This is a genomic window from Pantoea trifolii (genome assembly GCF_024506435.1).
In the GTDB taxonomy this organism is placed as follows: Bacteria; Pseudomonadota; Gammaproteobacteria; order Enterobacterales; family Enterobacteriaceae; genus Pantoea; species Pantoea trifolii.
Genome location: NZ_JANIET010000001.1, coordinates 1,787,924 through 1,801,091 on the forward strand (window position 1 = coordinate 1,787,924; position 13,168 = coordinate 1,801,091).

The following is a 13,168-nucleotide window of genomic DNA, read 5'->3' on the forward strand; positions in this document are numbered from 1 at the left end:
GCAATCCTGCGCAAATGCAGAATTTTAATTCGTAAAGTAGCTTAAGCACCCTGAAATATTCAGATTACCGGTCGATAACTGGGGAAGCTGAAACGCATCCCTGGAGAACCCATGTTAAAACGAATCAATGTTGTGACCAGCCTCATCGCCGTATTGCTGGTGTTTGGCGCTTTACAATTACTGTCGGGTGGCCTGTTCTGGTCTGCCTTACAAAAAGATAAAGAGGCGTTTGCGGTAGCGCAGATCTCTTCCAACAACGTCGGCGCGATGTCCGATGCCTGGATTGAACTGAACCAAACCCGCACGGTGCTCAACCGCGCCATGTTGCGTATGCAGGGCACCATGGCCGCGCAGGCCAATGGCGGCCAACTGGCGGCGTTAATTGCGCAAACGGAAAAGCAGCTCAATGTCGCTGCCGGCCACTATCAACGCTACTACGACTTACCGGCCACGCCGGGCTTGCCGGACGCGCTGCGCGATAAGCTGGAAGCAAACTACGCCGCCTTTAACGACGGTTTGAAAGCGATGCTGGAACGCCTGAAAGCCAACGATCTGCAAGGCATGTTTGCGCAGAACATCGAAGCAAAACAGGTGGCGATGAAAGCCACTTACGAAGAGTGGCGCACTGAGCAAAGCAAATTAGCGGCAGAAGGCGTGGCGCAAAACCAGCGCGCCTTCCAGACCATGATGTGGTTGCTGGCGTCCGTAGCGCTGGTGGTGATTGCGGTGATCGTCGGCTGCTGGTTCGGCCTGCGTAGCGTGCTGATTCAGCCGCTGCATCAGCTGCTGGCGCATATTCGTCATATCGCCGCGGGCGATCTCACGCAACATATCGTGGTGGAAGGGCGCAATGAAATGAGCCAGCTGGCCGGTAGCCTGCACGAGATGCAGCAGTCACTGGTTAGCACCGTGGGCAATGTGCGTGACGGTTCTGATGCGATTTTCACCGGCGCCAGCGAAATCGCCGCCGGGAATAACGATCTTTCGGCGCGTACCGAAGAGCAGGCCGCCTCACTGGAGCAGACTGCGGCCAGCATGGAGCAGCTCACCGCGACGGTGAAACAGAATGCCGAAAATGCGCGTCAGGCATCGCAGCTGGCGCTCAGCGCGTCTGACACCGCACGCAAGGGCGGCGAGGTGGTCGATGGCGTGGTGCGTACCATGCAAGATATCGCCGGCAGTTCGAAGAAGATCGCCGATATTATCAGCGTGATTGATGGCATCGCTTTCCAGACCAACATCCTGGCGCTGAACGCGGCGGTAGAAGCGGCGCGCGCCGGTGAACAGGGTCGTGGTTTTGCTGTGGTAGCCGGTGAAGTGCGTAACCTGGCACAGCGCAGTGCGCAGGCGGCGAAAGAGATCAAAGGCTTGATCGAAGACTCGGTGAACCGCGTCAACAACGGTTCGCAGCTGGTTGGCACTGCCGGAGAGACCATGAATGATATCGTCGGCGCCGTCACGCGCGTCACCGATATTATGGGCGAAATCGCCTCGGCATCGGATGAGCAGAGCCGGGGTATCGATCAGGTAGGACAAGCGGTAACCGAGATGGACCGCGTCACCCAGCAGAATGCCTCGCTGGTGGAAGAGTCCGCCGCCGCTGCTGCGTCACTGGAAGAGCAGGCGAGCCGCCTGAGCCAGGCGGTTTCGGTGTTCCGCATTGCGCGCGCCGCCCAGGCAGTTAAAACAGCGCCTGTCCGACACACCATCAGTACACCGCGTAAAGCGGCTGCCGCGCCGGTGAGTGACGGTAATTGGGAGACGTTTTAAGTTTTGAGTCGTTTGTCCCTCACCCTAACCCTCTCCCACAAGTGGGAGAGGGAACTGTCCGAGCCTGCATATGGCTGCGTCTCCCTCTCCCGCCTGCGGGAGAGGGCCGGGGTGAGGGACAGCTAGCACTAGCCAAGCTGGTCCAACCCCTGCGAACACACATAAAGATCCCTCTTTAAGCGCCGATAACAGAGGCGTTCCGCCAACCAATGAGGTGTTTATGTTTAGTCGTATTCGTGTTGTATCCGGCCTACTGTGCGTGCTGGCGCTGTTTGCCTTACTGCAGCTGTTCTCCGGTGGAGTGTTCTACTCCACGGTCAAAGCCGATAAAGAAAATTTTGCCTATAACCAGCGTCTTAGCACGCTGCAGCGGGCAATGGGCACCTCATGGGTATCGCTGGTTCAGGCGCGTAACACGCTGAACCGTGCGGGGATCCGTTACCTGCTGGACAGTCAGCAGGCTGGCTCAGGCGCAACCGTGAAAGATCTGGTGGCGCTGGCGAGTGAGGAGTTGAAGCACGCTGATGAGGGTTTTGCCGAATTTAACGCCAACCTGTCTGAAAAGGGCAAAAAGGCCGAGAACGTGCTGACGCTACAGGCCAACTACAACGCCTATCGCGGAGCATTGGGTGAGTTGATCGATTTCCTCAGTAGTGGAAATTTCAAAGGATTTGTCGATCAGCCGACGCAGGGATTCCAGGACAAGTTTGCTAAGGATTACAACGAATGGTTGAGCTACAACATTGTGCTCGCCAATCAGGGCATTGCAGCCAATGAGGCGGCGTATACCCAATCCATCATGCTGGTGGTCGGCACGCTGCTGGTGACCTTGCTGGTGATTGCGCTGGTGTGGAGCGGCATGCGTACGGTGCTGATCCGTCCGCTGAAGCAGAGCATCGAGCACATTCGTCACATCGCACGCGGTGATTTGACGCAGCAGGTCGACATCACGGTGCGCAACGAGATGGGCGAGCTGCTCACTTCGGTGCAAGAGATGCAGCAAGAGCTGGCGCGGACGGTGCGTACCGTGCGTGACGGTTCCGATGCCATCTACACCGGTGCCAGCGAAATCGCCATGGGCAACAACGATCTCTCCTCGCGTACCGAGCAGCAAGCGGCTTCGCTGGAAGAGACCGCTGCCAGCATGGAGCAGTTGACCGCCACCGTGAAGCAGAACGCCGAAAACGCCCGTCAGGCGTCGCAGCTGGCGCTCACCGCCTCGGAAACCGCGCAGCAGGGCGGCAAAGTGGTGGATGGCGTGGTCACTACCATGAAAGAGATTACTGGCAGTTCGAAGAAAATCGCTGACATCATCAGCGTGATCGATGGCATCGCCTTCCAGACCAATATCCTCGCACTGAACGCGGCGGTAGAAGCTGCGCGCGCCGGTGAGCAAGGACGTGGATTTGCTGTGGTAGCGGGCGAGGTGCGCAGTCTGGCACAGCGCAGCGCACAAGCGGCGAAAGAGATTAAAGGATTGATCGAAGATTCGGTTAGCCGCGTCAACACCGGTTCTGTGCTGGTGGAGAGCGCCGGGGAAACCATGACCAACATCGTGAATGCGGTTACGCGCGTCACCGACATCATGGGCGAAATCGCCTCGGCGTCGGACGAGCAGAGCCGTGGTATCGATCAGGTCGGTCTGGCGGTGAACGAGATGGATCGCGTGACGCAGCAGAACGCAGCGCTGGTCGAAGAGTCGGCAACTGCGGCAGCGGCGCTGGAAGATCAGGCCAGCAGACTGAAACAGTCGGTTGCGGTGTTCAATATCGGTAAAGAATTTGTCGTTCAGGCCGTTAACGTATCTACAGCGGCAAAAAATTTGCGTTCCGGCACGCCAAAAGCACTGGCACCGGCAGGCGCACGTAGCACTGACGATAACTGGGAAACCTTTTAATCCTTGTGGCCGCCGCAAGGCGGCCCATAAGAATGGCGCGACTGGCAGCACAGTAGCAACCGCAGTATCACAATTTAAACAGTTTGTTGCCGGGTGACCTGAAATGAAGAAATCGACGTTATTGGATCAAAGTGAAGCGACCACGCTGCTCTCGCAAATGGTGCAGCGCTTACCGCTCTCAGATACGCATTTTCGTCGCATTAGCCAGCTGATCTATCAGCGCGCGGGCATTGTGCTGGCCGACCACAAACGCGAGATGGTTTACAACCGTTTAGTGCGTCGTCTGCGCATGCTGAATATTGATGACTTTGGCCGCTATCTGGCGCTGCTGGAGCAGGACCAAAACAGTGCGGAGTGGCAGGCGTTTATTAACGCGCTGACCACCAACCTGACCTCTTTCTTCCGCGAGGCGCATCACTTCCCGATCCTCGCGGATCATGCGCGTAAGCGCACGGGTAATTACAGCGTCTGGAGCACCGCCGCCTCAACCGGCGAAGAGCCGTACTCCATCGCCATGACGCTGGCGGAAACGCTGGGCACCGGTCCGGGTAAATTCCAGGTCCATGCCAGCGATATCGACACGCAAGTATTAGAGAAAGCCGTGGCGGGCGTGTATCGCCAGGAAGAGCTACGCACGCTATCGCAGTCACAGCTGCAGCGCTTTTTCCTGCGCGGCACCGGTCCGCACGAAGGCATGGTGCGCGTGCGTTCCGACCTCGCCAACATGGTGAACTATACGCAACTGAATTTACTGGCACACGACTGGGCGTTGCCGGGTCCGTTCGACGCAATTTTCTGTCGCAACGTGATGATCTATTTCGATAAAGAGACGCAGGAACAGATTCTGCGCCGTTTTGTGCCCCTGCTGAAACCCGGTGGTCTGCTGTTTGCCGGGCATTCCGAGAACTTTAGTCAGATCAGCAAAGAGTTCTGGCTGCGTGGACAGACAGTCTATGGACTGAGCAAGGAAAGACGATGAGCAAAATCACCGTGATGTGCGTGGATGACTCTGCGCTAATGCGACAGTTGATGACCGAGATCATCAACAGCCATCCCGATATGGAGATGGTCGCGAGTGCGCCAGATCCGCTGGTGGCGCGGGATTTAATCAAACAGTACAACCCGCAGGTGTTGACGCTGGATGTCGAGATGCCGCGTATGGATGGCCTCGATTTTCTCGAGAAGCTGATGCGCCTGCGTCCGATGCCGGTGGTGATGGTCTCCTCGCTGACCGGTAAAGGTTCAGAAGTAACGCTGCGCGCGCTCGAGTTGGGTGCGGTGGATTTCGTCACCAAGCCGCAGCTCGGTATTCGCGAAGGCATGCTGGCTTACAGCCAGATGATTGCCGACAAGATCCGCGCCGCCGCGCGCGCCAAGCTGCATGTGCGTGCCTCCACGCCGATGCCGGTGACGCTGAAAGCGGGCCCGCTGCTGAGCAGTGAAAAGCTGATCGCCATCGGCTCTTCCACCGGCGGTACCGAGGCGATTCGCCATGTGCTGCAGCCGCTGCCGGCGACCAGCCCGGCGCTGCTGATTACCCAGCATATGCCGCCTGGCTTTACCCGCTCGTTTGCCGAGCGTCTGAACAAGCTGTGCCAGATCACCGTGAAAGAAGCGGAAGACGGCGAGCGTATTTTGCCGGGCCACGCCTATATTGCGCCGGGCGCCATGCACATGGAGCTGGGACGTAGCGGGGCCAACTATGTGGTGAAACTGAATGACGGTCCGCCAGTGAACCGACACAAGCCATCGGTGGATGTGCTGTTCCGTTCGGTGGCGGTGCACGCAGGACGAAATGCGGTGGGTGTAATTCTGACCGGGATGGGTAACGACGGCGCGGCCGGGATGCTGGAAATGCATCGCGCGGGCGCCTGGACCATCGCGCAGGATGAAGCCAGCTGCGTGGTATTTGGTATGCCGCGCGAAGCGATTGCGATGGGCGGCACCAGTGAAGTGGTCGATTTAGGCCACATCAGTCAGCACATGCTGGCGAAAATTAGCGCCGGACAGGCATTGCGAATTTAACGAGCCCGTCCTGCTGGACGAGACAACACGGGAGTAGATATGGCTGATAAAAATATGCGCTTTTTGGTGGTGGATGACTTCAATACGATGCGTCGTATCGTCCGTAACCTGCTGAAAGAGCTTGGATTCAACAACGTCGAAGAAGCAGAAGACGGCGTCGATGCCCTGACCAAACTGCGTGCCGGTGGCTTTGATTTCGTGGTTTCCGACTGGAACATGCCGAACATGGACGGTCTGGAGCTGCTGCAAACCATTCGTGCTGACGCCACGCTGAACAAACTGCCGGTGCTGATGGTGACCGCGGAAGCGAAGAAAGAGAACATCATCGCGGCCGCGCAGGCGGGCGCCAGCGGCTACGTGGTGAAGCCGTTCACGGCGGCCACGCTGGAAGAGAAGTTAGGCAAAATATTCGAAAAACTGGGTATGTAAGGAGATGTGATGAGCGACCTTCCGAAATCAACCGAAGAAGCCTCGGCACACGACATTATTACCCGCATCGGCTCACTGACGCGCATGTTGCGTGACAGTCTGCGTGAGCTGGGGTTAGACCAGGCGATTGCTGAAGCGGCGGAAGCCATTCCTGACGCGCGCGATCGTCTGGATTATGTTGTGCAAATGACGGCGCAAGCGGCAGAACGTGCGTTGAACTGCGTTGATGCAGCGCAGCCACACCAGGACCAAATGGAAGCCGGCGCCAACCAGCTGAAAGGCCGGTGGGATGCGTGGTTTGAAAATCCGATTGAACTGACTGATGCGCGCGAGTTGGTTTCGGATACGCGCCAGTTCCTGACTGACGTTCCGGGACACACGTCGTACACCAATAAGCAGTTGCTCGAAATCATGATGGCGCAGGATTTCCAGGACCTGACCGGTCAGGTGATCAAGCGCATGATGGATGTGATCCAGGAGATCGAGCGTCAGCTGTTGATGGTGCTGCTGGAAAATATGCCAGAAGCCAACGCCGCGGCGCGTAAAGAGGGCAACAGCCTGCTGAACGGTCCGCAGATCCACGCCAATGCACCCGGCGTGGTGGCGAACCAGGATCAGGTTGATGACCTGCTGGATAGCTTAGGGTTTTAAAGACGTTTGCCCTCACCCTAACCCTCTCCCACACGTGGGAGAGGGAACCGATCGAGCCTGCATATGGCAGCGTCTCTCTCGCCCGCTTGCGTGAGAGGGCCGGGGTGAGGGACAGCGCGTACCGTACCTACACCGCGCGCTTCTGCGCCAACGCCAATTGCGCCACCAACACTTCCACGCCTAACGCCTCAAACGCCGCAACCTGCGCCGGAGAAATGCCGCTGTCGGTAATCAGATAGTGAATATGGCTCCAGTCGCACGGCAGCGCGAACATCGATACCTTATCGATCTTGCTGGAATCCGCCACCACGTACACGGTGTTGGCTGAGTTGATCATCGCCATTTTCACCTTGATATCGGTCTCACTGGGAAAGCTCAAACCCAGACGCGGCGAGATACAGGCCGTGGCAAGAAACAACTTTTCCGCCAGCACGTTTTCGAAAAACGAAGCGGCTTTCTCGCCCGAAGTCGAAAGCGTCGGGAACTTGAACGTCCCGCCGGTCAGCAAAATATTAATGCCCGGCTCGCCGCCCAGCTTCAGCGCGATATTCACCGCCGTGGTAATCACCGATAACCGACGAATATGGCTAATCGCCTCGGCAATCGCCGTGGTGGTGGTACCGGAATCGAAAATCACCGTGTCGCCATTCTCTACATGCTGCGCGGCAAGTCGGCCAATCGCCTGTTTTTCTTCAAGATGCGTCTGACGCTCCAGCAGCATCGCGCCGGTATTCTGCTTGCCGGTCATCAAGGTGGCACCGCCGTGATAACGCTGCACGTGACCCTCTTGCTGCAACATGCGCAGGTCGGTGCGAATAGTGGCTTCGGTCAAGCCGAAGGTGTCGGTCAACGCTTTAACCGTGACGGTGCCGTCTTCGCGGATCATCTCCAGAATCTTCTCACGGCGCTGCTGCATATCAGCCAGCTGCTCAGTTTTGCTTTTCAATCGAAATGCTCCCTCTTTCCAATCACGGTCTGGTTTCGCCAATAAGGAAACCCGAGCTGATTTTACTCTGCGTTTTGGGCATTTGCGAGGCAGCTTCCAGAATCACTGGTTTTCGAATGAAAATCATCATCTGCTATGCGATTGATTTCGCAGAAAGCCACTAGCAGGGCTCTCCATGTCATAAATTTATTCATTTACGCAAAGGTAATAAAATCATGGGGATAATTTTTCTTGCTGCGATTTGTATGAAATTTGATCTCCTCCACAAACCGTTATTAAACGATAGCTTATATTTTTGTTCGAAAATGATATTTACTAAAACGATAACCCGGCCAGCCGTAAGCAGAGCCGCCGTACACCATTATGGAGAGAGACGATGAGTGGGGAATATGACGTTAACCTGCGCTACGGCGTGAACATTGAGCAGGATTTAACCGGCAAAGTGGCGGTAGTCACCGGCGGGCTGGGCGGGATTGCGATGGCCAGTAATGCCATGCTGCTGGAGAAGGGCGCACGGCTGGCGCTGCTCTATCCGCCCTTCGAAAGTGACAAAGTGGCGGGCGTGCAGGATCAATTTGCTGGTGATCGCGTGCTGCTGGTGTGCTGCGACGTGACCGAACCGGCCTCGGTTGAAGCGGCATTTGATCGCGTCGAACAGCATTACGGTCAGATTGATATCCTGGTGAACTGCGCGGGCTACGTGATGTTGCAACCGGTGTTAGAAACCGATTTTACCGAGTGGCAGAAGCAGATCGACGTCAATCTCACCGGTCCTTTCCTCTGCTCGCAGGCGGCCGGTAAACGCATGGTGCGCGCCGGTAACGGCGGCAAAATCATCAACATTGCGTCGCAGGCCGCCTCCATCGCTATCGATAACCACATTGCTTACACCTCCGCCAAAGCCGGTCTGCTCGGCATGACCAAAGTGATGGCCAAAGAGTTCGCTCCCTATCGCATTAACGTCAATACCTTATCGCCCACCGTTGTACTGACGCCGATGGGTGAAAAAGCCTGGCGCGGTGAGAAGGGCGAGCAGATGAAAAAGCTGATCCCGCTGGGACGCTTTGCCTATACCGACGAAATCGCCGCCGCGGTGCTGTTCTTCGCCAGCAACGGCAGCGACATGATCACCGGCGCAGATTTGATGATCGACGGTGGCTTTACCATCTGGTAAGCCGCGCCAACACCAGAACGGCTGACCCTGCGTGACCCACTATAACAATGAGAGAACCTCACCATGAAAAAACGTACCCTGCTGTTAACTGCTATTGCCAGTTGCCTGTTCTCCCAAGCCAGTTTCGCTGCCGATAAAGGCACCATCATGATTCTGGTGAACTCGCTGGATAACCCCTATTACGCCTCCGAAGCCAAAGGTGCCAACCTCAAAGCGCAGGAGCTGGGCTATAAAACCAGCGTGCTGTCGCATGGCGAAGATGTGAAAAAGCAAAGTGAACTGATTGATGCCGCCATCGGCAAAAAGGTGCAGGGCATCGTGCTGGATAACGCCGACTCCACCGCCAGCGTGGCCGCGATTAAAAAAGCCAAAGATGCCGGCATTCCGGTGGTGCTGATCAACCGCGAAATCCCGGTGGATGACGTGGCGCTGGCGCAGATCACCCACAACAACTTCCAGGCCGGCTCCGACGTGGCAAACGTGTTTGTGGAGAAAATGGGGGAAAAGGGCAGCTACGCGGAACTCACCTGTAACCTCGCCGACAACAACTGCGTCACACGCTCCAAATCCTTCCACCAGGTGCTCGATCAATATTCCGACATGAAAAGCGTGGCGCGTCAGGATGCCAAAGGCACGCTGATTGACGGCAAACGTATCATGGACAGCATTCTGCAGGCGCATCCGGATGTGAAAGGCGTGATCTGCGGTAACGGTCCCGTGGCGCTGGGTGCGATTGCAGCTCTGAAAGCGGCAGGCCGTAACGACGTCATCGTGGTCGGCATTGACGGCAGCAATGATGAACGTGACGCGGTGGAAAAAGGGGATCTGAAAGCCACGGTGATGCTGCAGGCGCAAGCCATCGCCGCGCAGGGCGTGACCGATCTCGACAACTTTATTCAGAAAGGCACCAAGCCTGAGAAGCAGCGCGTGATGTTCCGCGGCATTCTCATCACGCCAGACAACGCTAAAGGCGTGCAGGACTTTAACTTCAAGTCGTAATCAATGCGGTGCGCCCGTCTAACGGGCGCCCAGGAGAATGTGATGCACAGACGATTCTGGTTACTGCTTCCTGTCGTGATCCTTAGCGGTTGCCGCATTGTGTCGCAGCAGGAGCTGGCCGACCTGAAAAATCCTCCCAATGCCAAAATGGGCAATATTGCCCAAACGTGGCAACAGAAGCTGGTGCCGCAGATTCAACATGATGCGAAGCCGGTGGCTGAGTTGTTGAATGCGCTGAAGTCCGCCAAAGATTTTGATAGCGCCTGCAAAACCTACGGCTATCGCAGTCAGGAAGAGAACCCGTGTGTCTTCAGTGTCAACGTGAGCGGCGAAGTCACCGCCGTCAACACCACGTCGCGCAATGGCCGGATGACGGTGAAGGATGTGTCCGGTGACAACATCACGGTGCAGGTCGGCCCAATTTTTCCCGGTACGGTGTTACGCGATGCCTACAAAGGTGCCAGCTATCAGGACTTTAACGATCAGGTACTGTTCGGCGATTACAGCCGCGCGATCAATCAGCAGGCGGCGAACATGATGAGTGCTTTCAAGCCCAAAGTGGGTGACAAAGTGCAGCTTGCTGGCGTATTTAGCAGCTTCGATACGCCGGAGCAGGTGCCGAATGTGACACCTGCGGCGATTACACGTCAGTAAGGAGCGGATATGCAACAGCCTCAACATGACGTGATTATTGAAACCCGCAACGTGTCGCGCATCTATCCCGGCGTCACCGCGCTGGATCAGGTCAATTACCGCGTCTATCGCAACAAAGTGAACGTGCTGATTGGCGAAAACGGCGCGGGCAAATCCACCATGATGAAAATGCTGGCTGGCGTGGAGATCCCCTCATCGGGCGAGATTCTGCTGGACGGCGCAGCCGTGTCGCTGAGCTCCACACATCAGGCGGAAAAACTGGGCATCAGCATTATCTTTCAGGAGCTGAACCTGTTTCCCAACATGAACGTGATGGACAACATCTTCATGGCCAATGAGTTTTTCCAGCGCGGTGTGATTAACGAGAAGTACCAATATTCACTGGCCAAAGCGCTGCTGGAACGGCTGGAACTGGATGTCGATCCTTACGCGCCGCTGGCTGAACTGGGTATCGGCCATCAGCAGCTGGTGGAAATCGCCCGCGCGCTGTCAAAGGACACGCGCGTGTTGATCATGGATGAACCGACCAGCGCGCTCAGCCAGTCAGAAGTGAAAGTGCTGTTCAACGTCATCGACCAGCTTAAACGGCGTGGCGTCACCATTATCTATATCTCACATCGACTGGAAGAGCTGATGGAAATTGGCGATCACATCACCATCTTCCGCGACGGACGCTTTATCAGCGAACGCGAAGTCCGCGACGCCTCGATTCCGTGGATCATCGAGCAGATGGTGGGCGACAAGAAGAAACACTTCGATTACCAACCGGCGACGCAGGGCGAAACGGTACTCAGCGTCAACGGGCTGACCGCGCTGCATCAAAACGGCGGCTACAAGCTCAATGATGTCTCTTTCACGCTGCGCAAAGGCGAAGTGATTGGTATCTACGGCCTGCTGGGCGCGGGACGCACCGAGTTGTTCAAGGGGCTGATTGGCATGATGCACTGTCAGTCGGGCAGTGTCAGTCTGAACGGCGAAGCGCTGGAGAAGCGCAGCTTCCAGCAGCGACTGAAAAAAGGTATCGCGCTGGTGCCGGAAGATCGTCAAACCGAAGGCGTGGTGCAGCTGATGTCGATCACCGCCAACATGACGCTCAGCGATCTCAGTCTGCGCGGCTTCCGCCGCTGCTGGCGCATGCTCAATCCGCACAAAGAAAAGCACCGCGTCGATGAAATGATTGGCCATCTCGCCATCAAAGTCAGCGATGCCGAATTGCCGATCACCTCCCTAAGCGGTGGCAATCAGCAAAAAGTGGTGCTGGGCAAAGCTCTGATGACCGGGCCGCAGGTGGTGCTGCTGGATGAGCCGACGCGCGGCATCGATGTGGGCGCCAAAACCGACGTCTATCACCTGATTGGCAACCTGGCGCAGCAGGGATTAGCGGTGATGTTCTCCTCGTCCGAGCTGGATGAAGTGATGGCGCTGGCTGACCGCATTCTGGTGATGGCGGATGGTCGTATTACCGCCGATTTACCGCGCGCGGCGGCCACGCGCGAAGCCCTGATTAGCGCCTCAACGCCGCATGATTGAGCCTGCTGGAGAGTAAAACGATGAATCAAAAATACCTAATCTACATGTACCTGCTTAAGGCGCGCACCTTTATTGCCTTATTAATCGTAGTGAGTTTCTTCAGCTTTATGGTGCCTAACTTCCTGACCACCTCCAACCTGCTGATCATGACGCAGCATGTGGCGATCACCGGCTTGCTGGCGATCGGCATGACGCTGGTGATTTTGACCGGCGGCATCGATCTCTCCGTGGGCGCGGTGGCGGGCATATGCGGCATGGTGGCGGGTGCGCTGCTCACCAACGGCGTTCCGCTGTGGGGCGGTAACGTGCTGTTCTTCAACGTGCCCGAGGTGATTCTGGTGGTGGCGCTGTTCGGCGTGGCGCTGGGATTGATTAATGGAGCGGTGGTCACGCGACTCGGCGTCGCGCCCTTTATCTGTACGCTCGGCATGATGTATGTGGCACGCGGCGCGGCGCTGCTGTTCAACGATGGCAGCACCTACGCCAACCTCGTCGGCACACCAGCGCTCGGCAATACCGGCTTCGCCTTGCTGGGTTCCGGTTCGGTGCTGGGCGTGTATATCCCTATATGGATGATGCTCGGCTTCCTGCTGCTGGGTTTGTATCTGACACGTAAAACGCCGCTCGGTCGATACATCTACGCCACCGGCGGCAACGAATCGGCGGCGCGCCTGGCGGGTGTGCCGATTATCAAAGTCAAAGTGTTTGTCTATGCCTTTTCCGGTTTGTGCGCCGCGCTGGTCGGTTTGATTGTGGCGTCGCAGCTGCAAACCGCGCACCCGATGACCGGCAACATGTTTGAGATGGACGCCATCGGTGCCACGGTGCTGGGTGGCACGGCGCTGGCGGGCGGCCGCGGGCGGGTCTCGGGCTCGATTATCGGTGCCTTTGTCATCGTGTTCCTTGCCGATGGCATGGTGATGATGGGCGTCAGCGATTTCTGGCAGATGGTGATTAAAGGTCTGGTAATTGTTACTGCGGTGGTGATCGACCAGTTCCAGCAAAAATTACAAAGTAAGGTGGTGCTGCTGCGCAGACATGAAAAAAAGCAGCAATCGGCCGCCCTGCCTGAAGCGACACATGGATAACAGGA

The 13,168-nt window shown here is 56.8% G+C and carries 12 protein-coding genes; 11 read left to right on the forward strand and 1 reads right to left on the reverse strand.

All coding sequences use genetic code 11. The features are described from left to right. Nucleotides 1–111 precede the first annotated feature (111 nt). From NQH49_RS08310 to cheZ, 6 genes are all read left to right on the forward strand, one after another. Nucleotides 112–1,770: a methyl-accepting chemotaxis protein gene (locus NQH49_RS08310; protein ID WP_256696289.1), complete on the forward strand. Its 1,659-nt coding sequence runs from the start codon at nt 112–114 to the stop codon at nt 1,768–1,770. Between the two features lie 220 nt (nt 1,771–1,990). Further along, nucleotides 1,991–3,667 (forward strand): methyl-accepting chemotaxis protein, encoded by a 1,677-nt coding sequence (locus NQH49_RS08315; RefSeq protein WP_256696290.1) that lies wholly within the window; start codon nt 1,991–1,993, stop codon nt 3,665–3,667. Nucleotides 3,668–3,770: 103 nt separating this feature from the next. Continuing rightward, nucleotides 3,771–4,646, forward strand: a complete 876-nt coding sequence (cheR, locus tag NQH49_RS08320; RefSeq protein ID WP_101764604.1) for a protein-glutamate O-methyltransferase CheR — start codon at nt 3,771–3,773, stop codon at nt 4,644–4,646. Beyond that, a complete protein-coding gene (locus NQH49_RS08325) occupies nt 4,643–5,692 on the forward strand; it encodes a protein-glutamate methylesterase/protein-glutamine glutaminase (RefSeq protein ID WP_008102868.1) in 1,050 nt (349 codons plus the stop codon). Before cheR ends, NQH49_RS08325 begins: the two co-directional genes overlap by 4 nt. A 39-nt stretch (nt 5,693–5,731) precedes the next feature. Next, nucleotides 5,732–6,121 carry a chemotaxis response regulator CheY gene (cheY, locus tag NQH49_RS08330; RefSeq protein ID WP_008102871.1) on the forward strand — a complete coding sequence of 130 codons (390 nt, stop codon included), beginning with the start codon at nt 5,732–5,734 and terminating at the stop codon, nt 6,119–6,121. Between the two features lie 9 nt (nt 6,122–6,130). Beyond that, nucleotides 6,131–6,772, forward strand: a complete 642-nt coding sequence (gene cheZ / locus NQH49_RS08335) for a protein phosphatase CheZ (RefSeq protein ID WP_008102872.1) — start codon at nt 6,131–6,133, stop codon at nt 6,770–6,772. A 127-nt stretch (nt 6,773–6,899) separates the two neighbouring features. Here cheZ and NQH49_RS08340 read toward each other — a convergent pair whose 3' ends face one another. Next, nucleotides 6,900–7,718: a DeoR/GlpR family DNA-binding transcription regulator gene (locus NQH49_RS08340; protein WP_256696291.1), complete on the reverse strand. Its 819-nt coding sequence runs from the start codon at nt 7,716–7,718 to the stop codon at nt 6,900–6,902. Between the two features lie 376 nt (nt 7,719–8,094). On the opposite strand from NQH49_RS08340, the gene NQH49_RS08345 reads away from it, so the two are divergent. The 5 genes from NQH49_RS08345 (at nt 8,095) to NQH49_RS08365 (ending at nt 13,163) form a co-directional block, all read left to right on the forward strand. Beyond that, complete coding sequence (locus tag NQH49_RS08345; protein ID WP_256696292.1) at nt 8,095–8,892, forward strand: GolD/DthD family dehydrogenase; 798 nt, start codon at nt 8,095–8,097, stop codon at nt 8,890–8,892. A 63-nt stretch (nt 8,893–8,955) separates the two neighbouring features. Next, the gene (locus NQH49_RS08350) at nt 8,956–9,891 is read left to right on the forward strand and encodes a D-ribose ABC transporter substrate-binding protein (protein ID WP_256696293.1); all 936 of its coding nucleotides are present in this window, start codon (nt 8,956–8,958) and stop codon (nt 9,889–9,891) included. A gap of 42 nt (nt 9,892–9,933) precedes the next feature. Then, nucleotides 9,934–10,545, forward strand: a complete 612-nt coding sequence (locus NQH49_RS08355) for a DUF2291 family protein (RefSeq protein ID WP_256696294.1) — start codon at nt 9,934–9,936, stop codon at nt 10,543–10,545. A gap of 9 nt (nt 10,546–10,554) precedes the next feature. Further along, nucleotides 10,555–12,075: a sugar ABC transporter ATP-binding protein gene (locus tag NQH49_RS08360; protein ID WP_256696295.1), complete on the forward strand. Its 1,521-nt coding sequence runs from the start codon at nt 10,555–10,557 to the stop codon at nt 12,073–12,075. Between the two features lie 20 nt (nt 12,076–12,095). Then, entirely contained in the window at nt 12,096–13,163 is a 1,068-nt protein-coding gene (locus tag NQH49_RS08365; protein ID WP_154194790.1) for an ABC transporter permease, read from the forward strand. Nucleotides 13,164–13,168: the final 5 nt, after the last annotated feature.

Coding starts and splice junctions, on each gene's coding strand:
- NQH49_RS08310 (WP_256696289.1), top strand. CDS start 112: ATGTTAAAACGAATCAATGTTGTGACCAGCCTCATCGCCGTATTGCTG.
- NQH49_RS08315 (WP_256696290.1), top strand. CDS start 1,991: ATGTTTAGTCGTATTCGTGTTGTATCCGGCCTACTGTGCGTGCTGGCG.
- cheR (WP_101764604.1), top strand. CDS start 3,771: ATGAAGAAATCGACGTTATTGGATCAAAGTGAAGCGACCACGCTGCTC.
- NQH49_RS08325 (WP_008102868.1), top strand. CDS start 4,643: ATGAGCAAAATCACCGTGATGTGCGTGGATGACTCTGCGCTAATGCGA.
- cheY (WP_008102871.1), top strand. CDS start 5,732: ATGGCTGATAAAAATATGCGCTTTTTGGTGGTGGATGACTTCAATACG.
- cheZ (WP_008102872.1), top strand. CDS start 6,131: ATGAGCGACCTTCCGAAATCAACCGAAGAAGCCTCGGCACACGACATT.
- NQH49_RS08345 (WP_256696292.1), top strand. CDS start 8,095: ATGAGTGGGGAATATGACGTTAACCTGCGCTACGGCGTGAACATTGAG.
- NQH49_RS08350 (WP_256696293.1), top strand. CDS start 8,956: ATGAAAAAACGTACCCTGCTGTTAACTGCTATTGCCAGTTGCCTGTTC.
- NQH49_RS08355 (WP_256696294.1), top strand. CDS start 9,934: ATGCACAGACGATTCTGGTTACTGCTTCCTGTCGTGATCCTTAGCGGT.
- NQH49_RS08360 (WP_256696295.1), top strand. CDS start 10,555: ATGCAACAGCCTCAACATGACGTGATTATTGAAACCCGCAACGTGTCG.
- NQH49_RS08365 (WP_154194790.1), top strand. CDS start 12,096: ATGAATCAAAAATACCTAATCTACATGTACCTGCTTAAGGCGCGCACC.